Origin of the sequence: Cellulomonas gelida, assembly GCF_006538725.1 — a bacterium.
In the GTDB taxonomy this organism is placed as follows: domain Bacteria; phylum Actinomycetota; class Actinomycetes; order Actinomycetales; family Cellulomonadaceae; genus Cellulomonas; species Cellulomonas gelida.
Genome location: NZ_BJLQ01000009.1, coordinates 94,462 through 118,368 on the forward strand (window position 1 = coordinate 94,462; position 23,907 = coordinate 118,368).

The 23,907-nt window shown below is 74.3% G+C and carries 22 protein-coding genes; 9 read left to right on the top strand and 13 right to left on the bottom strand.

Annotated features, from left to right (window positions below; genetic code table 11):
- Positions 1–6 precede the first annotated feature (6 nt).
- Entirely contained in the window at positions 7–1,554 is a 1,548-nt protein-coding gene (hflX, locus tag CGE01nite_RS06205; RefSeq protein WP_048342912.1) for a GTPase HflX, read from the bottom strand.
- 120 nt (positions 1,555–1,674) lie between these two features.
- Here hflX and CGE01nite_RS06210 point away from each other — a divergent pair, with 120 nt between their 5' ends.
- The gene (locus CGE01nite_RS06210) at positions 1,675–2,295 is read left to right on the top strand and encodes a class I SAM-dependent methyltransferase (RefSeq protein WP_048342913.1); all 621 of its coding nucleotides are present in this window, start codon (positions 1,675–1,677) and stop codon (positions 2,293–2,295) included.
- Between the two features lie 34 nt (positions 2,296–2,329).
- Complete coding sequence (locus tag CGE01nite_RS06215) at positions 2,330–3,781, top strand: MFS transporter (protein ID WP_141369646.1); 1,452 nt, start codon at positions 2,330–2,332, stop codon at positions 3,779–3,781.
- Here the strand turns inward: CGE01nite_RS06215 and CGE01nite_RS06220 are convergent.
- The 5 genes from CGE01nite_RS06220 to CGE01nite_RS06240 form a co-directional block, all read right to left on the bottom strand.
- Positions 3,733–4,077, bottom strand: coding sequence for a TlpA family protein disulfide reductase (locus CGE01nite_RS06220; RefSeq protein WP_229747440.1), 345 nt, complete (start codon positions 4,075–4,077; stop codon positions 3,733–3,735). The genes CGE01nite_RS06215 and CGE01nite_RS06220 overlap by 49 nt on opposite strands.
- Entirely contained in the window at positions 4,074–5,066 is a 993-nt protein-coding gene (gene dapF, locus CGE01nite_RS06225; protein WP_141369648.1) for a diaminopimelate epimerase, read from the bottom strand. The genes CGE01nite_RS06220 and dapF overlap by 4 nt, the downstream gene beginning before the upstream one ends.
- The gene (miaA, locus tag CGE01nite_RS06230) at positions 5,063–6,022 is read right to left on the bottom strand and encodes a tRNA (adenosine(37)-N6)-dimethylallyltransferase MiaA (protein WP_141369650.1); all 960 of its coding nucleotides are present in this window, start codon (positions 6,020–6,022) and stop codon (positions 5,063–5,065) included. Before miaA ends, dapF begins: the two co-directional genes overlap by 4 nt.
- Positions 6,019–6,849, bottom strand: coding sequence for a class III extradiol ring-cleavage dioxygenase family protein (locus tag CGE01nite_RS06235; protein ID WP_141369652.1), 831 nt, complete (start codon positions 6,847–6,849; stop codon positions 6,019–6,021). The genes miaA and CGE01nite_RS06235 overlap by 4 nt, the downstream gene beginning before the upstream one ends.
- A gap of 156 nt (positions 6,850–7,005) precedes the next feature.
- Positions 7,006–7,578, bottom strand: a complete 573-nt coding sequence (locus tag CGE01nite_RS06240; RefSeq protein ID WP_141369654.1) for a type III secretion system chaperone family protein — start codon at positions 7,576–7,578, stop codon at positions 7,006–7,008.
- 174 nt (positions 7,579–7,752) lie between these two features.
- Here CGE01nite_RS06240 and CGE01nite_RS06245 point away from each other — a divergent pair, with 174 nt between their 5' ends.
- Together CGE01nite_RS06245 and CGE01nite_RS06250 are read left to right on the top strand one after the other, a co-directional pair.
- Complete coding sequence (locus CGE01nite_RS06245; protein WP_141369656.1) at positions 7,753–8,343, top strand: type III secretion system chaperone family protein; 591 nt, start codon at positions 7,753–7,755, stop codon at positions 8,341–8,343.
- Entirely contained in the window at positions 8,340–8,858 is a 519-nt protein-coding gene (locus CGE01nite_RS06250) for a type III secretion system chaperone family protein (RefSeq protein WP_048342919.1), read from the top strand. The genes CGE01nite_RS06245 and CGE01nite_RS06250 overlap by 4 nt, the downstream gene beginning before the upstream one ends.
- A 115-nt stretch (positions 8,859–8,973) precedes the next feature.
- Here CGE01nite_RS06250 and miaB read toward each other — a convergent pair whose 3' ends face one another.
- Positions 8,974–10,551: a tRNA (N6-isopentenyl adenosine(37)-C2)-methylthiotransferase MiaB gene (gene miaB / locus CGE01nite_RS06255; protein WP_048342920.1), complete on the bottom strand. Its 1,578-nt coding sequence runs from the start codon at positions 10,549–10,551 to the stop codon at positions 8,974–8,976.
- Between the two features lie 171 nt (positions 10,552–10,722).
- Between miaB and CGE01nite_RS06260 the strand changes: the two genes are divergently transcribed.
- From CGE01nite_RS06260 to CGE01nite_RS06275, 4 genes are all read left to right on the top strand, one after another.
- Positions 10,723–11,523, top strand: coding sequence for an amino acid ABC transporter ATP-binding protein (locus CGE01nite_RS06260; RefSeq protein ID WP_048342921.1), 801 nt, complete (start codon positions 10,723–10,725; stop codon positions 11,521–11,523).
- Between the two features lie 79 nt (positions 11,524–11,602).
- The gene (locus CGE01nite_RS06265; RefSeq protein ID WP_141369658.1) at positions 11,603–12,457 is read left to right on the top strand and encodes a glutamate ABC transporter substrate-binding protein; all 855 of its coding nucleotides are present in this window, start codon (positions 11,603–11,605) and stop codon (positions 12,455–12,457) included.
- Between the two features lie 84 nt (positions 12,458–12,541).
- A complete protein-coding gene (locus CGE01nite_RS06270) occupies positions 12,542–13,216 on the top strand; it encodes an amino acid ABC transporter permease (RefSeq protein WP_048342923.1) in 675 nt (224 codons plus the stop codon).
- Positions 13,213–14,076: an amino acid ABC transporter permease gene (locus CGE01nite_RS06275; protein ID WP_048342924.1), complete on the top strand. Its 864-nt coding sequence runs from the start codon at positions 13,213–13,215 to the stop codon at positions 14,074–14,076. Before CGE01nite_RS06270 ends, CGE01nite_RS06275 begins: the two co-directional genes overlap by 4 nt.
- A 15-nt stretch (positions 14,077–14,091) precedes the next feature.
- Here the strand turns inward: CGE01nite_RS06275 and rny are convergent, their stop codons facing one another.
- The 6 genes from rny to CGE01nite_RS06305 all read right to left on the bottom strand — a co-directional run bounded on the left by rny (position 14,092) and on the right by CGE01nite_RS06305 (position 21,109).
- Complete coding sequence (gene rny, locus CGE01nite_RS06280) at positions 14,092–15,660, bottom strand: ribonuclease Y (protein ID WP_170210909.1); 1,569 nt, start codon at positions 15,658–15,660, stop codon at positions 14,092–14,094.
- Positions 15,661–15,897: 237 nt separating this feature from the next.
- Positions 15,898–16,488, bottom strand: a complete 591-nt coding sequence (locus tag CGE01nite_RS06285; protein WP_229747441.1) for a regulatory protein RecX — start codon at positions 16,486–16,488, stop codon at positions 15,898–15,900.
- Positions 16,489–16,532: 44 nt separating this feature from the next.
- Entirely contained in the window at positions 16,533–17,576 is a 1,044-nt protein-coding gene (recA, locus tag CGE01nite_RS06290) for a recombinase RecA (RefSeq protein ID WP_048342926.1), read from the bottom strand.
- A 250-nt stretch (positions 17,577–17,826) separates the two neighbouring features.
- Positions 17,827–18,744 (bottom strand): MBL fold metallo-hydrolase, encoded by a 918-nt coding sequence (locus CGE01nite_RS06295; protein WP_307722632.1) that lies wholly within the window; start codon positions 18,742–18,744, stop codon positions 17,827–17,829.
- A gap of 1 nt (position 18,745) precedes the next feature.
- A complete protein-coding gene (locus CGE01nite_RS06300) occupies positions 18,746–20,857 on the bottom strand; it encodes a phage holin family protein (RefSeq protein ID WP_141369660.1) in 2,112 nt (703 codons plus the stop codon).
- Between the two features lie 18 nt (positions 20,858–20,875).
- Positions 20,876–21,109 (bottom strand): DUF3046 domain-containing protein, encoded by a 234-nt coding sequence (locus CGE01nite_RS06305; protein WP_048342928.1) that lies wholly within the window; start codon positions 21,107–21,109, stop codon positions 20,876–20,878.
- Positions 21,110–21,208: 99 nt separating this feature from the next.
- On the opposite strand from CGE01nite_RS06305, the gene CGE01nite_RS06310 reads away from it, so the two are divergent.
- Positions 21,209–23,907, top strand: a 2,699-nt coding sequence (locus CGE01nite_RS06310) for a DEAD/DEAH box helicase (RefSeq protein ID WP_141369662.1), incomplete at its 3' end; no start/stop codon positions are given.

The window sequence follows — 23,907 nt, forward strand, 5'->3', positions numbered from 1 at the left end:
GCCCGCTCACGCGCGTCGGACCGACGCCTCCTCGAGCTCGGCCGCGAGCGACTCGTCGACGCGCGCGCGCAGCAGCGTGCCGTCCGCGGTGTGCTCCTCGTGGTCGATGTCGCCGTGCTCGTGCACACGGCTGACGAGGTCACCGCGCTGGTAGGGCACCACGACGTCGACCGTGACCCCCGGACGCGGCAGCTGGTCCGCGACGAGCGCCTGCAGCTCGGCGATGCCCTCGCCGCTGTGCGCGGAGACGACGATCGAGTGCAGCTCGCGCGAGCGCAGCCGGGCGATCACCTCGGGCGAGGCGAGGTCGGCCTTGTTGAGCACGATGATCTCGGGCACGTCCATGGCGCCGGGGATGTCCGCGAACACGTGGCGGACCGCGGCGATCTGGCCCTCGGGGTCGGGGTGCGACGCGTCGACGACGTGCAGGATCAGGTCGGCGTCCGCGACCTCCTCGAGCGTCGAGCGAAATGCCTCGACGAGCTGGTGGGGCAACGACCGCACGAACCCGACCGTGTCGGCGAGCGTGTAGACGCGCCCGTCGACCGTCTCGGCGCGGCGGACCGTGGGGTCCAGGGTCGCGAACAGCGCGTTCTCGACCAGCACGCCGGCGTTCGTCAGCCGGTTCAGGAGCGAGGACTTGCCCGCGTTGGTGTAGCCCGCGATCGCGACGGACGGGATCGCGTGCCGCTTGCGCGACGCGCGCTTGGTCATGCGCGCCGGCTCCATCGCCGCGATCTCGCGGCGCAGCTTGGCCATGCGGTTGCGGATGCGCCGTCGGTCGAGCTCGATCTTCGTCTCACCCGGTCCGCGCGAGCCCATGCCCGCCCCGGCGCCGCCGACCTGACCGCCGGCCTGCCGGGACATCGACTCGCCCCAGCCGCGCAGGCGCGGCAGCAGGTACTCGAGCTGCGCGAGCTCGACCTGGGCCTTGCCCTCCCGCGACTTCGCGTGCTGGGCGAAGATGTCGAGGATCAGCGCGGTCCGGTCGACGACCTTGACGCGCACGATGTCCTCGAGCGCGCGGCGCTGCGACGGGGCGAGCTCGCCGTCGATGACCACGGTGTCCGCGCCGACCGCCGCGACGACTGACGCGAGCTCCGCGGCCTTGCCTGAGCCCAGGTAGGTGCCCGGGTCCGGCTTGGCGCGCCGCTGCAGCAGACCGTCGAGCACGGTCGACCCCGCGGTCTCCGCGAGCGCCGCGAGCTCGCGCAGCGACACCTCGGCGTCCTGCAGCGTGCCGTTGGACGTCCCCGCGGACGACGACGAGCCCCAGACCCCGACGAGGACGACCTTCTCGAGCCGCAGCTCGCGGTACTCGACCTCGGTGACGTCCTCGAGCTCGGTGGACAGGCCCGCGACGCGGCGCAGCGACGTGCGCTCCTCGAGGTCGAGCTGGTCGCCGTCGTACGCCGAGTGCACGGTGCCGCCCGCGTGCAGCGCGGTCCCCGCCCTCGCGAGCACCCGCGCCACCACGTCGTCGGCCACCTGCTGGGGCGAGCGGGGCTCGTCCGGCGTCGTGCTCGGTGTGGTGGTGTGGTGCGTCTCGCTCACGCGGCTCCTTCTCGGTGGGGACGCGGGCCGTCCCGCGTTCAGCCTCCAGGGTCGCACGCACGGCCGAGCACGTGCGAGGTGTTTCGCTGGAGGCGCAGGCTCGTCGGTAGGGTCGGGCCCGTGGCTGCAGACCACTACTTCACCGCACAGCCGGCCTCGGACGACGAGCGTCGCGACATCGTCGTACGCCTGGCGGGCCGTGACCTTCACGTGCAGACCGCGGGCGGCGTCTTCTCGCCCGACCACGTGGACCACGCGACGCGCGTCCTGCTCGACGAGGTGCCGCCGCCGCCCGCCGCGGGCGACCTGCTCGACCTCGGCTGCGGCTGGGGGCCGCTCGCGCTCGAGCTCGCGCTGCGCTCGCCGCAGGCCCGGGTGTGGGCGGTCGACGTCAACGAGCGCGCGCTCGACCTCGTGCGCCACAACGCCCGCGCGGTCGGTGCGTCGCACCTGCACGCCGTGCAGCCCGACGACGTGCCCGCCGACGTGCGGTTCGCCGCGATCTGGTCGAACCCGCCGATCCGGGTCGGCAAGGCCGCGCTGCACGAGCTGCTGCGGCGGTGGTTGCCGCGCCTGGCGCCGGGTGGCGTGGCGTCACTCGTCGTCGGCAAGAACTTGGGCGCGGACTCGCTGCAGCGCTGGCTGGCCGACGAGCTCGCCGGTAGCGCGACGGTCGAGCGCGTCGCGAGTGCCAAGGGCTTCCGCGTGCTGCAGGTCACGGCGTCCCCCGGGAGCGCCTGACGTCCGTGTCGGTCGCGACGCCTAGTCTGCTGCGATGCCCGCCGTCGTGACCGACGACGCGCGCGCGACCTGGGCCCGCCTGCGGACGACCACCTGGGCCATGTGCGCGCTCGTGTTCCTCGCCGCCTTCGAGTCGCTCGCCGTCACGACCGTCATGCCGACCGTGTCGCTCGAGCTCGACGGCGCAGCTCTGTACGCCGTGGCCTTCGCCGCCCCGCTCGCGTCGGGCGTGGTCGGGATGGTCGCCGCCGGGGCGTGGGCGGATCGCGTCGGACCGGCGCGGCCCCTGCTGGCCGCCGCCCTCGCCTTCGTCGCCGGGCTGCTGGTCGCAGGGACCGCGCCGACGATGGCGGTGCTGGCCGGCGGGCGGCTGCTGCAGGGCCTCGGCGGCGGCGCGCTCACCGTCGTCTCCTACGTCGTCGTCGCGCGCCTCTACCCCGGCGCGCTGCACCCGCGTGTCTTCGCGGGGTTCTCCGCGGCGTGGGTCATTCCCTCGCTCGTCGGGCCGCCCGTCGCGGGGTTCGTCACCGAGCGCGCCGACTGGCGGTGGGTGTTCCTCGGCGTGGCGGTGCTCGTCCCGCCCATCGCGGCCGTCGTGCTGGCCCGCGTGCGCTCCGTGGGACCGCCCGAGCACCCCGCGCCCCCCGAGCCCGGGGCGGAGCCCGTCGACGACGCGTCGACGACGAGCGCGCGCCGGATCGGGTGGGCGGCGCTCGCCGCGCTGGCGGTGCTCGTGCTCGGCGTCAGCGGCGAGCTCAGCGGCGCGGGGACCGTGGCGGCGTCGCTCGGCGGCGTCGCCGTCGCGCTCGCTGCCCTGTCCCGGCTCGTCCCGCCCGGCACCTTGCGAGCGGCCCGCGGGCTGCCCGCGATCGTGGCCGACCGCGGGCTGCTCGCGGGCGCCTTCTTCGGCGCCGAGGTGTACCTGCCCTACCTGCTGACGCGTCGGTACGACGTCTCGCCGACGTTCGCGGGCGTGACGCTGACGGCCGCAGCGCTCACCTGGGCGGGTGCGGCGTGGGTGCAGGGGCGCCTGGGCGAGCGACTCCCCCACGCACGGGCCATCCGGGTCGGCACGGTCGTCGTCACCCTGGGTATCGCGGGCACGGGCGTGGGTGCCGCGACGCACGCGCCGATCCCGGTCCTCGTCGCCGCGTGGGCGGTCGCGGGTTTCGGCATGGGTCTGACCTACGCGCGGCAGACCGTGCTCGTGCTGCGGTACTCGTCCGGCCGCGCCGCGGGCACCAACAGCTCCGCCCTGTCCGTCTCGGACTCGATCGGTGCGTCGCTCTCGCTGGCGGTGACGGGGGTGCTGTTCGCAGCGTTCTCGGCCCGCGGCGGTGACGCACCGTACGCCGCGTGCTTCGCGCTGACGTCGGTGCTCGCCGCCGGCGCGGCGCTCGTCGCCGTCCGCGTGACGCCCCGGGTGGTGAGCGCGCCTCAGGACGCTGCGGGCTCGCCGACCGCGTCGAGCGTGGCACGCACATGAGCGAGCCGCGGGACGCCGGCCGTCCGCTCGACGATGCGCCCGTGCGCGTCGAGCACGAGCACCGTGGGCGTGCTGTGCACGGCGAGGCGGGCCCCGAGCCGCTCGCCGCGTGACCCGGCGACGTCGAGCTCGACCAGGCGCACCCCGTCGGTGGTCTCCACGGCCCGTTGCAGCACCACGCGTGCCATCCGGCACGGCTGGCAGAACGTGCTCGACAGCTCGACCACCGTCGCCCGCGTGCCGAGCGGGACTCCCAGGTCGTCCGGCGTGAGGACCTGCTGGTCGGCCACGCTCACCGGCCGAGCAGCGCCGTCAGGTCGACGTCCATCTCGCCGACGAGCACGGCCGGACCGGCCAGCTCGGCGTGGTCGTCGCCCAGCGCGGTGACGCGGACCGTGCCGCCGGGCACGTCGACGAGCCAGGTGTCAGGCGCGTCGGCACCCGCCCACGTGCGCACCGCCATCGCTGCCGCGACGGCACCCGTGCCGCACGAGCGGGTCTCCCCCACGCCGCGCTCGTGCACCCGCATGCGCACGCGTCCCGTCGTGCGGCCGTCGACGACCGTCTCGCCGAGCGGGACGACGATCTCGACGTTCGTGCCGTGGGGCGGGACCGGCTGCACCTGCGGCGCGCGCGTGAGGTCGACCGCGGCCAGCTCGGCGACGTCGGGCAGCGCGAGCACGCTGTGCGGGTTGCCGACGTCGACGGACAGCGCCGGTCGCACGACGTCCAGCCCCGTGACCGCGACCTCGGCGTCGAACCCGGCCTCGGCCGCGGCACGACCGCCGGGCAGGTGCCACCGGCCGATGTCGAACGCGAACCACGCGCCGTCGCCGACGCCCTCGGGCACCGCGACGCGCCGCACGCGCATCACGCCCGCGCGCGTGCCGACGGCGACCTCGTCGGCATCGGGCCACAGTCCGAGCCGGTCGAGGTAGAGGGCGAACACCCGCACGCCGTTCCCGCACATCTCCGCGATCGAGCCGTCCGCGTTGCGGTAGTCCATGAACCACTGCGCCTCGGGTGCGTCGGCGAGCAGCGGGGCGCCCTCGACCACGTGGCGGCTCGCGACGAGCCGGATCACGCCGTCTCCCCCGACGCCCGCACGCCGGTCCGCGAGCGCCCGCACCAGGTCGGCGCTCAGGTCGAGGTGACCGTCGCGGTCGTCGAGCAGGACGAAGTCGTTCTGCGTGCCGTGACCCTTGGTCACGTGCAGGGTCCCGTCCGGGCGCGCGGGTGGGGCGGCGGCCTGTCCGTCGACGGACGGGCCCACGGCGGTCGTCATGAACCCAGACTACGGCGGGGTGCCGGGTCGTCGGTGGCCGGGCCGAGCCGTCCGGCGTCCGCCTGGGCGACGAGCGCGAGCGCCCGGTCGACCAGGTCCGGGTCCTGCGCGTCGAGCCAGTGCACGCGCGGGTCGCGGCCGAACCAGCCCATCTGCTTGCGCGCCAGGCGGCGCGTCCCGGCGGTGATCGCGTCACGAGCCTCGTCGGACGTGAGCTCGCCGCGCAGCATCGCTGCCGTCTCCGCGTACCCGACCGCGCGTGCGGCGGTGCGGCCCAGACCGTGCTCGAGCAACCTCTCGACCTCGGCGACGAGCCCGCGCTCGAGCATGTGCTCGGTCCGCGCCGCGACGCGGGCGTCGAGGACCGCGCGGTCGCAGTCGAGCCCGATCTGCACCGCGGGGACCTCGTACACGTGCTGCGGCAGCGACGCGGAGTACCGCCGCCCGGTGAGCTCGATGACCTCGAGCGCACGCACGATGCGCCGCGCGTTACGTGGCCCGATCGCCTCGGCCGCGATCGGGTCCAGGCGCGCCAGCTCGTCGTGCAGGGCACGCGACCCGTGCTCCTCGACGCGAGCCTCGAGGCGCGCGCGCACGTCCGGGTCGGTACCCGGGAACTCCATGTGGTCGAGCAGCGCCCGCACGTACAGGCCCGACCCGCCCGCGGCGACCACGCGCACACCGCGCGTGGCGCAGTCGTCGATCGTCGCGCGCGCGAGCGCCTGGTAGTCCGCGACGGAGGCCTCCTCGCGCGGGTCGAGCACGTCGAGCAGGTGGTGCGGGACGCCTCGACGCTCGGCGAGCGTCATCTTGGCGGTGCCGACGTCCATGCCGCGGTACAGCTGGAGCGCGTCGGCGTTGAGCACCTCGCCGCCCAGGGCGAGCGCGAGGGCGACGGCCAGGTCGGACTTGCCGGTCGCGGTCGGCCCCACGACGGCGACGACGAGCGCGCTCACCGTGCGCCGCCCGTCAGCCAGGTCCCGACGACGTGCTGCGCACCGAGCAGCACGAGCCCCTCGACGTCGGCCCGCACCTCGGCCGCCGTGGCGCCGACGAGCACCTGCCACGGCCCCCAGCCGGTGACCGCGAGCGCCTCGGCACGCACGGGGTCGAGCGCGGCGATCCGCTCGCGCGCCGCGGGTTCCCCCGAGCGCAGGGCGTCCACGAGCGCGTCGTCGTAGGCGAGCGCCTCGGGGTCGTCGGCGAGCGGCGCGTCCGGGCCGTGCCGTCCCGAGGCCGAGCCGACGACGACGAGCGCCGTGCGCGTCCGGGCCGAGACCAGGCTGGACCCGAGCGCGCGCAGCGCGACCCCGTCGCGCCCGCAGGTCTCGACGGCGTGCGCCGCACCGCGCCCCGTGGCGGCCAGCAGCCGCAGCGCGACCGCCGTCGGGACGCTCGCCCGGTGCGTGCGCCCGAGGCGCGCAGCCACCTCCTCGGGGACGACGAGGTCCGCCGGCGGGACCTGCGCCAGCATCTGGTCGGGGATCCCGGCGGCGGCGAGGCTGGCGCGCACCTGTCCGACCACAGTGACCGCGGGCACCGTCGTCGTCCCCGCTCTCGCGTGCGCCGAACCGCCCGGCGCTGCCGACCCCTCCGGCGAGGTCCCGGGCGTCCGACGAGCAGCCCTGCCGGGCGCGACCACCACGACGCGGTCCGCGTGCTCGACCGCGCGCCGCACCGCCGCCGTCGCCACCTCGCGCAGCCCGGCCGCAGGATCCGTGCGACCGGACGCACCGGGGACCAGCAGCGCCGTGTCGGGGACGAGAGCAGCGGCGACCAGCATGAGGTGACGCTATCCGAGGTCGCCGCGCGCTCCGGTCACCAGGCGGGGAGGGCCGCGTGGGCAGGAGCCGGACGAGCGCGGGCTGGTCAGGACGCGCCAGGCCGCTCGAACGGCCTACGCGGGGACGGATCAGGCGCTGGGCCGGTGCCGCGCGGCTCAGACGTGGTCCGTGCCGCCGGGGTCGGTGCTCGCGGCACCCGGCGCGGCTGCGTCCTCGGCGGCACGTGCGGCGGCGGAGCGCTGGGCCCGGAACGCCTCGACGGCCTCGGGGAACTGCTCGTCGAGGTGGGAGAAGAACGCGAGCGCCGTGGAGACCGCGCAGCCGAGGTGCTGGTCGAGCTGGGAGTCCGCGACCCCCGGCCGGTAGTCGACCGCGTGCTCCGCGTACACCCCGAGCAGGTCGTCCTCGACGCGCACGTAGGTCTTCGGGAAGACCTTGTCGGTGTTCCACGCGTTCGCGAGCTTGAGGACCTCGAGGTACCGCGACGCCGCGAGCGGGCGCGTCCAGCGACCCCGGACCTGCAGGAACTCCCGCTCGGCTCCGATCCGCACGAAGTAGAAGACGTGGTCGTCCCAGATGCCGCCGATGTCGCCGTCCGAGTCGATCGCGTACCGGTAGCCGTGGGCGTCGAGCGTCGCCGTGACGCGCTCGTGCGTCAACGGCTCGAGCGCGGGCGCGGGCGCGGCAGGGGCCGGCTCCGGCGCGTCGTGCTTGCTGAAGAAGCCCATGGGCACCGTCCTCGTCGTCGTTCCGGGACCCGGCTCGCGGGTCCTCGCGACACTAGCCCGCACCCCACGACACCCGCGAACCCGGCGGCACCCGCCGCACCACGACGCGCCACGCCGTCCACGCTCTGGGACGGCCACCGCGATCCCCCCGACGCGCGCGGGTAGTGTCGCCCCATGGCCGCGCAGCCCGACGAGCACCGCCCGTGGTGGCGTCGTCGGCGTGCGTCCGGGGACGCCCCGGAACCACGCATGGAGCCGAGCGACGACGAGCTGCACGCGAACGTCACGCGCCTGCTCGCGCGCGAGCTGGGTGTCGCCGAGTCGGCGACCGAGCACCCCCGGTCGGTCACCCCCGCGCGCATCGCGGCGTGGATGGCCGACAACCACTTCAGCTACTTCGTCGACAACGACGGCGATCTCGGCGGGCTGTGGCGCGGGCGGTTGTTCTACTTCTTCCTCTTCGGCGAGCGTGCGGAGATCCTGCAGATCCGCGGGCAGTGGCACCGCGAGATCGCGATCGAGCGCCTCGAGGAGGTCCTCGACCTGTGCAACGAGTGGAACGCCGACCGCATCTGGCCCAAGGCGTACGTGCGCGTGCGGGACAACGGTCGCGTGCACGTCGTCGCGGAGGTCGCCACCGACCTCGAGCACGGCGCGACCGACGCCCAGCTCTCGCAGCTGCTGTTCTGCGGCCTGTCGACCGGCTCGATGTTCTTCGACGCGATCGACGAGAAGTACCCCGACCCGGCCGGGAGCGTGCCGTGAGCGGGCCGGGCTGGCTCCTGCGCGTGCTGGGCGGGCTGCCGAAGCCCGCCAAGCACGCTCCCGCCGACGACGAGGAGCCGCAGCCCGTCACGCGCGACCGGGTGGGCGACTACCTGCTCGACAAGGGCTACCGGTTCATCGTCGACGACGACGGCGACCTCACCGGGACGTGGGACGGCAGCCGGTTCTGGTTCCTGCTGCTCGGCGAGCACGACGAGATCGTCCAGGTGCGCGGACGGTGGCACCGGCAGGTGCCGCTCGAGCAGCGGGCGGCCGTCTCGCTCGCGCTCAACGACTGGAACCGCGAGCGCATCTGGCCCAAGGCGTACGTCCGCGAGGAGGAGGGCATGCTCGCGCTCTACTCCGAGGTCAGCGCGGACTTCGAGCCGGGCGCGACCGACAACCAGCTCGCCCAGGTCCTGTCGTGCGGGCTGGGCACGGGCGTGCAGCTGTTCGCCGCGCTCGAGGCGACCATCCCCGGCGGCGGTCTGCCCCCGGACGTGCCGGACAACTGACGGCTCGGCGGCACTGGCGCTCGTCGAACCGGTCCTCAGCCGTACCCGAGCGCAGTCGCACCCGAGCTCAGTCGCACCCGAGCTCAGCCGTACCCGAGCTCAGTCGTACCCGAGCTCAGCGGACGGTGAGCGACGGCATCCCGAGGCTGACGGGACCGGGCGCCGCGCCCGTGCCGCACGCGTCTGCGCCGTGCCCGCCCGCGTGCTCGTCGTCGCCCGACTGCCGCGTCTGCCACGCGTCACCGGCTCGCGTGCGCCGCACGGCGAACGGCCCACCCGTGAGCGCGGAGTCCGCGACCAGGTGGTGCGGTGCACCGTGCGTCACCTGAACGGTCACGAGGTCACCCGGCCGGGGCGCGGCGTCGGGGTCGAGGTCAGCCGGCAGCGCGAGGTGCACGAGACGGTTGTCGGCGGCGCGCCCCGAGATCCGGCGCGTCTCGCCATCCTTGCGCCCCTCGCCCTCCGCCACGAGCACCTCGACGACCCGACCCTCCTGGGCCGCGTTCTCCTGCGCACAGATGCGCTCCTGGAGCGCGATCAGCCGCTCGTACCGCTCCTGCACGACCGCCTTGGGCAGCTGGTCCGGCAGGTCGGCGGCCGGCGTCCCCGGCCGCTGCGAGTACTGGAACGTGAACGCGGAGGAGAACCGCGCGGCCTCGACCACGCGCAGCGTGTCCTCGAAGTCCTCGTCGGTCTCCCCCGGGAAGCCGACGATGATGTCGGTCGTGATCGCCGCGTGCGGGATGGCCGCGCGCACGCGGTCGAGGATGCCGAGGAACTTCTCGGACCGGTAGGAGCGGCGCATCGCGCGCAGCACCCGGTCCGAGCCGGACTGCAGGGGCATGTGGAGCGACGGCATGACCGTCGGCGTCGCCGCCATCGCCTCGATGACGTCGTCGGTGAACGCCGCGGGATGAGGCGAGGTGAAGCGCACCCGCTCGAGGCCGGGGATCGCGCCCACGGCACGCAGGAGCTTGGCGAACGCACCGCGGTCGCCGAAGCCCACACCGTAGGAGTTCACGTTCTGCCCGAGCAGCGTGACCTCGATCGCGCCGGTTGCGACGAGGGCCTCGACCTCGGCGAGGATCTCCCCCGGCCGCCGGTCGCGCTCCTTGCCGCGCAGGTGCGGCACGATGCAGAACGTGCACGTGTTGTTGCACCCGACGCTGATGGAGACCCAGCCCGCGTAGACGGACTCGCGGCGCGTGGGCAGCGTCGACGGGAAGACCTTGAGCGACTCCTCGATCTCCACCTGCGCGGCCGCGTTGTGCCGCGCGCGCTCGAGCAGCACCGGCAGCACGTCGAGGTTGTGCGTGCCGAACACCACGTCGACCCAGGGTGCGCGCTCGACGATGCCGGCGCGGTCCTTCTGCGCGAGGCACCCGCCGACGGCGATCTGCATGTCCGGGCGGCTGCGCTTGGTGCGGGCCAGGCGGCCCAGGTTCCCGTACAGCTTGTCGGCCGCGTTCTCGCGCACCGCGCACGTGTTGATGACGATCACGTCGGCGTCCTCGGACGCCGCCTGCTCGGGCGTGGCCGCGACGTAGCCCGCCTGCTCGAGCATGCCGGCCATGTGCTCGGAGTCGTGCACGTTCATCTGGCAGCCGAGCGTCTTGACGAGGTACGTGCGCGCAGAACCGCCCGACGTGGTCGTGGTCGGGGCGTGGTCGGGCGCGGGCAGGGTCGTGGACATCACCGACCAGGGTACGGCCGACGACCGTGCCCGCCGGAACCGCATGGACGCGCCTGCCGCACGCTCCCGCAGGTCACCCGTTCGCCTGACCGGCCTGTTGCCCCGACGAATGTTGCCGGATCGAGACGCACGACGGATGCAGGATCGGACAATTCCCCCTACGTTCGACGGATGGCGGACGTCGTGACGGAACCCGGACCCGGGGCTGAGCCCGCACCTGCGCCCGGGCAGCTCGGCCCCCCGCTCGTCGAGCTGCGCGGAGTCGACAAGCACTTCGGTGCGCTGCACGTGCTCAAGGACATCGACCTGACCGTCTCGCGCGGTGAGGTCGTCGTCATCATCGGCCCCTCCGGGAGCGGCAAGTCGACGCTGTGCCGCACCATCAACCGTCTCGAGACGATCGACTCCGGCTCGATCGTGATCGACGGGCGCGAGCTGCCCGAGGAGGGCCGCGACCTCGCACGGCTGCGGGCCGAGGTCGGCATGGTCTTCCAGTCGTTCAACCTCTTCGCGCACCGGACCGTGCTGGAGAACGTCACGCTCGGGCCGATCAAGGCCAAGGGCATGAAGAAGGCCGAGGCGACGGCCCGAGCGACCGAGCTGCTCGAGCGTGTCGGGGTCGGCAACCAGGCCGCCAAGCTCCCGGCGCAGCTCTCCGGCGGGCAGCAGCAGCGCGTGGCGATCGCTCGCGCGCTGGCGATGGGTCCGAAGGTCATGCTCTTCGACGAGCCGACGTCGGCGCTCGACCCCGAGATGATCAACGAGGTCCTCGACGTCATGGTCGGGCTCGCGCGCGACGGCATGACGATGCTCGTCGTCACGCACGAGATGGGCTTCGCGCGTCGCGCCGCGCACCGCGTGGTGTTCATGGACGCGGGCGAGATCGTCGAGCAGGCGGACCCCGAGACGTTCTTCACCGCACCGCGCAGCGAGCGCGCCCGCGACTTCCTGTCCAAGATCCTCACCCACTGACGCCGCCGCCGACCCTGCCCGACCGTCCCTCCGAGGCTTCCCGCACGACACGTTGAGAACCGACACGAAGGGAACCACCATGCGCACCCGAATCATGGCGACCGCACTCACCCTCGCAGGCGCCCTCACGCTCGCCGCCTGCTCCTCGGACAGCGACACGTCCGACGACGCCACGGGCGGGAGCAGCGGCGACAGCGGCGGCGGGACCATCCGCATCGGCATCAAGTTCGACCAGCCGGGTCTCGGCTTCAAGGACGGCGACACCTACACGGGCTTCGACGTCGACGTGGCCAAGTACGTCGCCGACAAGCTCGGCTACGCCGAGGACGACATCGAGTTCGTGGAGTCACCCTCGGCCCAGCGCGAGACCATGCTGCAGAACAAGCAGGTCGACATGATCTTCGCGACGTACTCGATCACGGACGCCCGCAAGGAGGTCGTCTCGTTCGCGGGGCCGTACTTCGTCGCCGGGCAGGACCTGCTGGTGGCCGTCGACGACGACACGATCACGGGGCCCGAGGACCTCGACGGCAAGAACCTGTGCTCGGTGACGGGGTCCACCTCGGCGCAGCGCATCAAGGACGAGCACGCGGCCGGGACCAACCTGCTCGAGCAGCCCGGCTACAGCGAGTGCGTCACGGCGCTGACGGCGGGCACGGTCGACGCCGTCACCACCGACGACATCATCCTCGCCGGCCTGGCCGCCATCCCGGCCAACGAGGGCAAGGTCAAGGTCGTCGGGAACCCGTTCTCCGAGGAGAACTACGGGGTCGGGCTGCCCAAGGACACCGACAAGTGCCAGGCCGTGACCGACGCGATCAAGGCCATGATCGAGGACGGCTCGTGGCAGAAGGCGCTCGACGACAACGTCAGCACGTCCGGGTACAAGCCGAACGCCGACCTCAACCCGCCCGAGCCGGCCGCCTGCGCGTGAGCCGCTGAGCCCGCGGGCCGAGCGGCGCTCGCGTCGTCGCCCGGCCCGCGGTCCGCGCCAGACCCCGCCACGACAGGAGGACCGGTGGACGACTTCGCGTCGTTGTTCGACGAGTTCGACGTGCTCGGCGCGTTCTGGGTGAACATCCAGCTCACGTTCTTCGCGGCGATCTTCGCCCTCGTCCTCGGCACGGTCCTGGCGGTCATGCGCATCTCACCCGTGCCGAGCCTGCGCTGGGCCGGCACGACGTACGTCACGCTGCTGCGGAACACACCGCTGACGGTGATCATCGTGTTCTGCGTGCTCGGCCTCTGGGGGCAGCTGGGGATCACGCTGTCGTCGGACTTCCAGCGCAACTTCTTCTGGCTCTCGGTGCTCGGGCTGACCGTGTACCACGCCGCGTTCGTGTGCGAGGCGCTGCGCTCGGGCGTCAACACCGTGCCCGTCGGGCAGGCCGAGGCCGCGCGCGCGATCGGCCTCGGGTTCGGCGACTCGGCGCGGCTCGTGATCCTGCCGCAGGCCTTCCGCGGCGCGGTCGCACCGCTCGGCAACGTGCTCATCGCGCTCACCAAGAACTCGACGGTCGCCGCCGCCGGGTCCGTCGCCGAGACCTCCGGCCTGCTCAAGCAGATGATCGAGTTCCGGCCCGACCTGATGGTGGCGATCTTCCTGGTCTTCGCGTTCGGCTTCGTGCTCATCGTCGTCCCGATCGGTCTGGCGACGACGAGCCTGTCGCGGCGTCTGGCGGTGGCGCGATGAGCGGCTCGGTCCTCTTCGACGCACCGGGTCCGCGGGCCCGGCGCCGGATGGTGTGGGTCAACGTCGGGGCGACGCTCGTCGTCGCGGGGATCGGCTTCTACGCGCTGGTCCTGCTGAACCGCAAGGGCCAGCTCGACGCCGACCTCTGGAGCCCGCTGTTCACGGCGAACGCCTGGGAGAACTTCTTCCTGCCCGGCCTTCGCCAGACCCTCGTCGCGGCGGGCCTGTCGATCGTCACGGCGGGCGTGTTCGGGCTGGTGTTCGGACTCGGACGACTCTCCGCGTCCCGCACCGTGCGCGCGCTGTCCGGGGGCGTCGTGGAGTTCTTCCGCGCGGTCCCGGTGCTGATCATGATGGTGTTCTTCTACATGGCGATCCCCCGGCTCGACATCGTCTCGCCGAAGGACCTGCCGCTCGTCGCGGTCGTGCTGGGCCTGACGCTCTACAACGGCTCGGTGTTCGCCGAGCTCGTGCGTTCCGGCGTGCACGGGCTGCCCCGGGGCCAGCGCGAGGCGGCGCTCGCGATCGGCCTGCGTCGGTCGCAGTCGCTTCGCCTCGTCGAGGTCCCCCAGGCGATCATCGCGATGCTGCCCGCGATCGCGAGCCAGCTCGTCGTGATCCTCAAGGACACCGCGCTCGGCGCGATCATCACCTACCCGGAGCTGCTCGCAGCCGCGCGGCGGTTCGGGTCGGGCAACGGCAACATCCTGCAGGCGCTCGTCGTCGCGGCCGTCGTCTTCATCGTCATCAACTGGCTGCTCACGCGGCTCGCCGAAGCGCTCGCCGGACGCGTCGGCCGCCGCACGGCGGGCAAGACGCGCGTCGAGGCACCGAGCCTGGCCGTCACGGCGCGCGACTGACGCGTCCTGGCTGGGTCAGCCTGCGGTCGCGCTCGCCCGGATCTCCCGCACGACGGTGACCTGGATCTCGCCCGGGTACGACAGGTCAGCCTCGATGTGCCGGGCGATCGCGACCGCGAGCTGCGGCAGCGCCGCGTCGTCCACCTCGGACGGTTCGACGACCACGCGGACCTCACGGCCCGCCGACATCGCCAGAGCCCGGCGCACACCGTCGTGCGCCGCCACGAGGCTCTCCAGCTTGTCCATCCGCTCGACGTACTGGTCGAGCTCCTGGCGCCGCGCTCCCGGCCGAGCCGCCGAGATGGCGTCCGCGACCTGGACGACCACGCCCTCGACCGTCTCGAGCGGCACCTCGTCGTGGTGCGCCGCGATGGCGTTGACCACGATGTCGCTCTCGCCGTGACGGCGTGCGAGATCGGCACCCACGGCCGCGTGCGTGCCGGCGACCTCGTTGGTGAGCGCCTTGCCCAGGTCGTGCAGGAACGCAGCCCGACGCGCAACCGCCTCGTTCGCACCCAGCTCCGCGGCGAGCGAACCGGCGAGCAACGCACACTCCACGAGGTGCTCGAGCACGTTCTGCCCGTACGACGTGCGCAACCGCAACCGCCCGAGCGCGCGGACGAGCACGGGATGCAGGTCGGCGACTCCCGCCCGCTCGGCCGCATCGTGGCCCGCGGCGACCGCGCGCTCGTCCGCACCCGCGAGTGCTTCGGCGTACGCCGCCTCGATGCGCTGCGGGTGGATGCGGCCGTCGGCCATGAGCGCCTCGAGCGCGACCTGCGCGACCTCACGGCGCTCCGCGTCGAAGCACGACAGGACCACGGCGTCCGGCTGCTCGTCGACCAGCACGTTGACCCCGGTCAGCGCCTCGAACGACCGGATGTTGCGGCCCTCTTTGCCGATGATCCGGCCCTTCATCTCGTCCGAGGGCAAGGGCAGCACCGTCAGCCCGGACTGCGCGCTGGTCGCGACGGCCGTGCGCTGCACAGCGGTCGCGACGATGCGTCGGGCCCGCGCCTCGGCGGTCCGGCGGGCCTGCGCCTCGGCACGGCGCACGTAGGACGACGCCTCGTTCTGCGCCTGCTCGGTGATGCGCCGCGTGAGCGCGTCGCGGGCCTCGTCGATGGTCAGGCCGGTCACCGACTCGAGCTCGACGCGCGCCTTGTCCTGCGCCTCGTCGATCGCAGCGCGGGCCTGCTCGTGCGCGTGCGCGAGCTGGGCGGCGGCGTCGCGCTCGGCGGCCCCGAGCGCGCGCTCCGCGGCGCGTTCGGACTGCGCAGCGACGCGCTCGTGCTCGCGCGCCTTCTGCTCGGCCTCGGCGGCAGCCGCCTGCGCGGCGGCGGCGGTCTCGTCACGCTCGCGCGCGCGCTGCTCGCGCCGCTCCGCCGTGGCCAGCAGAGCGCGGGCCTCGTCCTTGATCTCCGCGACGTCCTTCTCGGCCTGCTCACGCTGGGCGCTCGCCTCGCGACGCGCGAGGAGGACGAGGATGAGGGCGACGAGGCACGCGCCGAGCAGCCCCACGACAGTGGCGATCCCGCCCTCTCCCACGCGCACCTCCCGCTCGTCCGGCCGCTGCTGCGGCATCGGGCGGCTCGTCGAACGGGCCGCACCCGCCGTCTCACCGTGCCGGGGCACGCCGCGGCTGGAACATTCTCGCGCACGCGCCGTCCCGTGTGGCTCGCGACACCCTGCACGGCCGGCCGAACCCGACACCCGATCGGGAGCCGAGTGGGTCACGCGCAGCGGGCTGGCCGAGCCCAGGGTCCTCGTCAGGGCGCGACGCGCTGGGCCTTGGCGCGCCCGCCGACGGTCAGTCGGCGGTCACTCCGTGGCGGGCCACGGGTCGTCGTCCGGCGCGGGGTCGGCGCCCTCCGCCGCGAGCTCCTCGCGCGCGAGGCGCAGGACCAGCGAGGGCGCGTAACCCTTGCGTCCGAGCGTGCCCACCACGCGGCGCAGCCGCGTCTCGGTGTCCAGGCTCGCGGTCGCCCTCAGCTTGCGCCGGACCAGCGCCCGGGCGGCCTGCGTCTCGTCGTCGGCGTCCACCTGCTCGAGCGCGGCCGTCGCCGTCTCCTCGTCGATCCCCCGACGCCGCAGCTCGACGGCGATCGCGCGCCGCGAGAGCCCGCGTTCGGCGTGGCGGGTCCGCACGAGCATGCGCGCGTACTCGGCGTCGTCGACGAGACCGACCTCGGTGAACCGGTCGAGCACACGCGCCGCGACGTCCTCGGGAACGTCGCGGCGCGCCATCGCCTCCTCGAGCTGGGAGCGGCTGCGGGGGGCGCTCGTCAGCTGGCGCAAGGCGATGGCACGCGCGACGGACTCGGGGTCCGGCTCCGCGTCCATGGCCGCGGCGCCCGTCGACGGCGGCTCCTGGGAGCGCCGCCGACGGGGTGCCGTGTCACGTCGTGCCATGTCAGCCCGTCACCACGTCGTCGACCGAGTCACCGGTCATGCGGTCAGAAGTCGACCGCGGCCGCGGGATCGGCCGGCGCGTCGACCCGGGCGCCGATGCCGAGCTTCTCCTTGATCTTCTTGTCGAGCTCGTCGGCCAGGTCGGGGTTGTCGCGCAGGAACTTGCGCGCGTTCTCCTTGCCCTGCCCGAGCTGGTCACCTTCGTAGGTGAACCACGCGCCGGACTTGCGGACGAAGCCGTGCTCGACGCCGAGGTCGATGAGCGAGCCCTCACGCGAGATCCCGACGCCGTACAGGATGTCGAACTCCGCCTGCTTGAACGGGGGCGACATCTTGTTCTTCACGACCTTGACGCGCGTGCGGTTGCCGACGGCCTCGGTGCCCTCCTTGAGGGTCTCGATGCGCCGGATGTCCATGCGCACGGACGCGTAGAACTTCAGCGCCTTGCCACCGGTCGTCGTCTCAGGCGATCCGAAGAACACGCCGATCTTCTCGCGGAGCTGGTTGATGAAGATCGCGGTCGTGCCCGACTGGTTGAGGGCACCCGTGATCTTGCGCAGCGCCTGCGACATGAGGCGCGCCTGGAGCCCGACGTGGCTGTCACCCATCTCGCCCTCGATCTCGGCCTTGGGCACGAGAGCCGCGACCGAGTCGATGACGACGATGTCGATCGCGCCCGAGCGGATCAGCATGTCCATGATCTCGAGCGCCTGCTCACCGGTGTCCGGCTGGGACACGAGGAGCGCGTCGGTGTCGACGCCGAGCTTCTTGGCGTACTCCGGGTCGAGCGCGTGCTCGGCGTCGATGAACGCCGCGATGCCGCCCGCCTTCTGGGCGTTGGCCACGGCGTGGAGCGCGACGGTCGTCTTCCCGGAGGACTCCGGGCCGTAGATCTCCACGACGCGACCGCGCGGCAGACCGCCGATGCCGAGCGCGACGTCGAGCGCGATCGAGCCGGTCGGGATCACCTCGACGGGGGCGCGGCCCTCGTCGCCGAGGCGCATGATCGAGCCCTTGCCGAACTGACGGTCGATCTGGGACAGGGCGGCCTCGAGGGCCTTCTCGCGGTCCTGGGGTGCAGGAGGCATGGTGCTCACCTTCGTCTCGGCAGCGCGTCACGCTGCGCCTTGCGGGGGCTGGTCTCTTCGTCGCGGTGACGCTATGCCCGACCACCGACACACCGTCCGCGCCGCCCGCCGACCCTGGGGACGGACCCTGTGCGGGCCCGGCCTGGGGACGGGTGGACGACACGGTCGTCGTCACCACGGCCCACACTACCGAACAGACGTTCGATCGCGCGCGACACGCCGCACGCGTGTCGCGCGGCTCGTCGTGGCGTCACGCGACGGGCAGCCGGACCTGCTCGCCGGGCGCGAGGACGTGCACCGCGCACCGCCCCGAGCCCCGCGCGACCGCCGCCGCGAAGGCCGGGCCCGCGGCGTCCATCCACCCGGGGGGCAGGTGCCGGGACACGGGGGCGTGCAGCGTGCCCCAGTGCACCGGGACGGCCGTCGACGCCTCGACCACCTCGACCGCGTGCGCCGCCTGGACGGGGTCCATGTGCCCGCCGGACAGCCGCGGCCCCCAGCCCCCCACCGGCACCAGCGCGAGGTCGATCGGGCCGCCGGCCAGCTCGGTGAGCTCGGCCATCTGCGCGAACGGCGCCGTGTCCCCCGCGAACCACACCCGCGCGCTGGGCGCGACCACGAGGAACCCCACGGCCGCATTGGGTCGGTGCGGCATCGGTCGATGACCGTGCACCGCGGTGACCGGACGCACCCACACCGGGGCGCCGGGCACCTGCCACCACGCGCCCTCCGCGACCCCGACCGCCCGCACATCGTGATGACGCAGCCAGTGCGCGTTGCTCGGCGCGGTGACCACGGGCACGTCGGGGACGAGCTCGAGCGAGCCGAGCTCGGCGTGGTCGTGGTGCAGGTGCGAGACCAGCACGGCGTCCGCGTCGCCCCAGTCCTCGCTCCGCGGCGCTCCCCCGCGCCGGCGCAGCAGACCGGCGTGCCGCCGCAGCAAGGGGTCCGTGAGCACCCGCACCCGCCGCGTGCCCGAGGTGCGCTCGTCGGGCACCGGCAGGTCGAGCACGACGCTCGCGTGCCCCAGCCACCGCACGGTGACCTCCCGCGCCGCGCCCGGGGCGGGTCCCGCCGCGACGGGGTCGATGCCGACCGCGACGTCCGGGTCGACGCCGGTCGCGCCCGAGGCACCGGCCGCCACGCTCACGTGCCGGGATCCGTCCACGTCACACCTCCCGCACCCCGTGCCGCTGCGCCCACCGCACGAGCTGTGCGTGCACCGCCTCGGCGCCGACGAGCAGCTCGTCGTCCCCGACCCGTTCGCGCAGGTCGTCGTCCACGGGCCAGTCGGTCGGGTGCAGGAGCATCGCGCTGTTCTGGTGCCCGCCGATCCCGCCGTGCGACCCGACCTGCCCCTCGAACGCGTGCACGTGACCGCGTGCGGTGACCGTCGAGACCAGGAGCAGGTCGCCGGTGTGCGGCAGCCGCGCGGCGCGCGCCAGGTCCGCGCGAGCGCGGGGCCCGTAGGGCGCGAGCGGGTCCTCGCCCTCGACGTCATGGTCGCCCTCGCGCGGTTCGAGCAGCGCGAGCCCGCGAGCGCCGAACGCGACGAGCCCCCGCTCACGCGTGTCGACCACGACCACGCCGACCCCCGGTCGCGCCGCGAGCCCGGCGACGAGCGCGGGCCAGCGGTCCTGCAGCTCTTCGAGCACGAGCCGGTGGTCCACGCGCGGGAACCACACGAGCCCCAGGTTCCCGGACCCGACGACGACCAGCTCGGGGGGCTCGGGCGTCCCCTCGCCCGGCGGGCGACGCGACGCACGCCCGGCGTCGGGTCCCATCGCCCGGCTCCCGCCCGAGCCCACCACGCTCGTCACGAGCGCGTTCAGCGGCCCCCAGTCCTCACCCGTCCCGCTCTCCAGCCCGCTCGCGTCGGGCCGGGCCATGAGCTCGCGCACGACATCGATCAGGCTGCGGCCCTCGAGCTGCTCGAAGGTCTCGCCGAGCGCCTGCCCGTGGTCGGACAGCACGACGACGCGGTAGTCACGGGGCGCGACCAGGACTGCCTGCTCGAGCGTGCGCAGCACGCGGTCGAGCCCCTCGAGCGCACGCAGCGACTCCGGCCGCGTCGGACCCGCGTGGTGGGCGATCTCGTCGTAGTCGACGAGGTCGACGAACACGGTCGGGTCGCCGCGCACGAGCGCCTCGGCGACGAGCGAGGTCGACAGGTCCCGCATGAGCACGTTGGTCACGCCCCGCAGGAGCACGTACCAGCCGCCGCGCGAGATCCGCGGCCGCACGTCGCGCACGTGCTGGCGCCGCGCCTGGTACAGCTCCTTGACGACCTCGCCGAACGTGAGCGAGACCGCGCGGGCGAGCACGAACGGGCTCGCGAAGAACCGCACGAACTCCGCACCCGGCCCCAGCCCCGCGCCCGAGCCGTCCGGCCCGCGGTTGCGCGTGCGGCTCATGACGACGTAGGCGCGCTCGGCGTCGCCCGTGAACATCGCCGAGACCGCCGTGCCACCGCCCGCGAGGAGGCCGTGCCCGTTCGTCAGGCGCTGCTCGACGAGCGCCGCGTCGGCCGGGTGGTTCGTCACGACGAGGCGTCGCAGGTCCCGGTCCCACCAGCGGAACGCGGGGATCTCGCTCGAGTCGCCGTGCAGCAGGCCCGCCTGGCTCGCGGGCGTGGTCGACGGCACCCGTGCCCACCAGGTCTCGAGCTGGTGGGAGCCCTCCTCGAGCCAGCGCGCCATCGTGGGCGCGAGACCGGCCTCGATGGCCTCGCGCAGCACCGGGTGGGCCACGCCGTCGAGCTGCACGACGAGCAGGCCCGCGGGCCGTCCGTCGACCGCACGCGCGGGCGTGCGCCGGGCCTTGCGGCGCGCGCGGCGCAGGACGTCCGAGATCACGTAGTCCGAGTCGTTGGCCCCGATCAGCCACCGCCCCGCGGCCATGACCACCGCGGCGATCGTCAGCACCCCGATCACGGCCCAGCCCGACGTCACACGGATCCCGGGGACGAGCTGCAGGGCGGCCCACGCGAGCGCGACCTGCGCGACGAGCCCCAGCGCGAGGGCACCCATCGCCCCCAGGACGCGCGCGAGGCCCCGCAGCGGCGCGCGCAGGACGAGGTCGCCACCGAACACCAGCAGCGCGACGACCAGCACGGCCGACGCACGGTCGGCCTCGACGCCGTCGACGACCGCGACCGCGATCGCCAGCCCGCCGGCCGTCGCGACGAGTCCCGCGAGCGCGTCGCCGAGGTCCGCGAGCGTCGGCCGCCACGCGCGCCGGTCCGGGCGCGACTCGACGGAGCCGTCCGCGCGTTCGCTCACCCGGGGCTCACCGTCCGATCAGCGGCGCGGCGGCGCAGGTCGGCGTTCGTCGGCCCCCCACCTGCGCGACTCGGGGATCTGCAGCTCGTCGCACAGCGCGTGCCACACCGAGCGCGGGTCCTCCCCGTCCTCGAGCGCGGCCGCGGCCGTCCGGTTCTCGAGCGCGCCGAGGACGAGCGTCGCGACGAGCTCGCGCCCGTGCGCGCTGCCGAGGACCTCCTCGACCAGCTCCCAGAACTCGCTGTACCTCACGGCGTCAGCCTGTCACGGACCGGGGGGTGCTCGCAGTCGACGTCGGTCCGACCGCGCCGGAGCGCAGCGCGTGTGGGTGCGGCCTGCGACGATGGCGCCGTGGTGCTCACCCGGTTCTCCGAGCCGACCCGGTCGTGGTTCTCGGGCGCGTTCGCCGAGCCGACCGCTGCCCAGCTCGGTGCGTGGGACGCGGTCTCGAGCGGGCGGCACGCGCTCGTCGTGGCGCCCACCGGCTCGGGCAAGACGCTCGCGGCCTTCCTGTGGGCCCTGGACGGCCTGCTCACCGGCAGCCCGCCCGACGACCCGGCGCTGCGCTGCCGCGTGCTGTACGTCTCCCCGCTCAAGGCGCTCGCGACCGACGTCGAGCGCAACCTGCGTTCTCCGCTCGTCGGGATCCGCCAGGCCGCGACCCGGCTCGGCACGACGCTGCCGGACGTCACGGTGGGCATCCGGACGGGCGACACGCCGCCGTCCGAGCGCCGGACGTTCGCGACGCGCCCGCCCGACGTGCTCATCACCACCCCCGAGTCGCTCTACCTGGTGCTCACGTCCGCCGCGCGCGCGGGGCTCGCGGGCGTGCAGTCGGTCATCCTCGACGAGATCCACGCCGTCGCGAGCACCAAGCGGGGTGCGCACCTCGCGCTGTCGCTCGAGCGGCTCGACGCCCTCCTGGAGGCGGGCGGGCACGCACCGGCGCAGCGGATCGGGCTGTCCGCGACCGTCCGGCCGGTCGAGCCGGTCGCGGCGTTCCTCGCGGGCGCGCGGCAGGCGCACGAGGGCGGCCGCGAGGTCGTCGTCGTGCAGCCGCCCTCGACCAAGAAGATCGCCGTCGACGTCGTCGTACCCGTCCCCGACCTGACGGACCTCGCGACCGCACCCACGGGCGACGACTCCACGGCCGACGACGGTCCCGACCTGTCGGGTCCCGCGGCCCGCCCGCACCGCCGCGCGTCGGTCTGGCCGCACGTCGAGGAGCGCGTGGTCGACCTCGTGGCCGAGCACCGCTCGACCCTCGTCTTCACGAACTCGCGGCGCGGCGCCGAGCGCCTCACGTCCCGCATGAACGAGGTGTGGGCCGAGCGGCAGGGCCTCGACGTCGCCGACCCGGGCGAGCTGCGGGCCGCTGCGGTGCCCGGTCAGTCCGGGACGGGCGTCGGAGTCGACACGCGCGACGCCCAGGGCATCCTCGCGCGCGCCCACCACGGGTCGATGAGCCGTGCGGAGCGCACCCGCACCGAGTCGGAGCTCAAGGCGGGCGTACTGCCTGCCGTCGTCGCGACGAGCTCGCTCGAGCTCGGGATCGACATGGGCGCCGTCGACCTGGTCGTGCAGGTCGGCGCCCCGCCGTCGGTCGCGAGCGGGCTGCAGCGCATCGGCCGCGCGGGGCACCAGGTCGGCGCGGTATCGCGCGGCGTGGTGTTCCCGACGTACCGCGGCGAGCTCGTCGCGGCGGCGGTCACCGCTCAGCGCATGCGCACGGGCGAGCTCGAGCCGCTGTCGGTACCGAGCAACCCCCTCGACGTGCTCGCGCAGCAGGTCGTGGCGATGGTCGCGGTCGACGACTGGCCCGTGGACGAGCTCGCGCGCGTGGTCCGGCGCGCCTCGCCGTTCGCCCAGCTCGGCGACGCGACGCTGCGGGCCGTGCTCGACATGCTCGCCGGGCGCTACCCCAGCGAGGAGTTCGCCGAGCTGCGCCCCCGCCTCGTGTGGGACCGCGTGCGCGACGTCCTCACGGGCCGCCCCGGCGCGTTGCGGCTCGCGGTCACCAGCGGCGGGACGATCCCCGACCGCGGGCTGTACGGCGTGTTCCTGGCGTCGGGCTCCGCGGACGGCGTCCCGGTGGACCCCGAGGTCTCGGGCGGCCGGACGCGCGGCGGCAAGCGCGTGGGTGAGCTCGACGAGGAGATGGTCTACGAGTCGCGTGCGGGCGACACCTTCACGCTCGGGTCCAGCACGTGGCGGATCGAGGAGATCACGACCGACCGCGTGCTCGTCTCGCCCGCGCCAGGCCTGCCGGGGCGCCTGCCGTTCTGGAAGGGCGACTCCCCCGGCCGGCCAGCGGCGCTCGGGCAGGCGATGGGTGCGTGGGTGCGCGAGCTCGTCGCGCTCGACGACGAGGACGCGCGGCTCGCGGCGACGGCGGCCGGCCTCGACGCGTGGGCGGCCGACAACCTGCTCGCCTACCTGCGCGAGCAGCGCGCGGCGACGGGCGAGGTGCCGAGCGACACCGCGGTCGTCGTCGAGCGGTTCCGCGACGAGCTCGGCGACTGGCGCATCGTCATCCACTCGCCCTACGGCGCACGCGTGCACGCCCCGTGGGCGGTCGTGCTGGGCGCACGGCTGCGCGAGCGCTACGGCGTGGACGCCGCGGCGATGCACTCCGACGACGGCATCGTCCTGCGGCTGCCGGACATGCTCGACGCCGAGCTGGACGAGGCGTGGCCGCTCGACGGGCGTGGCGACGTGGCCGCGGTCGGCGGCGGGCCCGGCCTCGACCTGGCGGACCTGCTCGTCGACGCCGACGACGTCGTCGCGCAGGTCCGCGCCGAGCTCGGCTCGTCGGCGCTGTTCGGCGCACGCTTCCGCGAGGCCGCCGGGCGCGCGCTCCTGCTCCCCCGGCGTCGGCCGGACCGGCGCAGCCCGCTGTGGCAGCAGCGCCAGCGCGCCGCGCAGCTGCTGTCGGTCGCGGCGCAGTACCCCGACTTCCCGATCCTGCTCGAGGCGACGCGCGAGTGCCTGCAGGACGACTTCGACACCGGCGCGCTGGCCGAGCTGATGCGCGGCATCGCGGCGGGCCG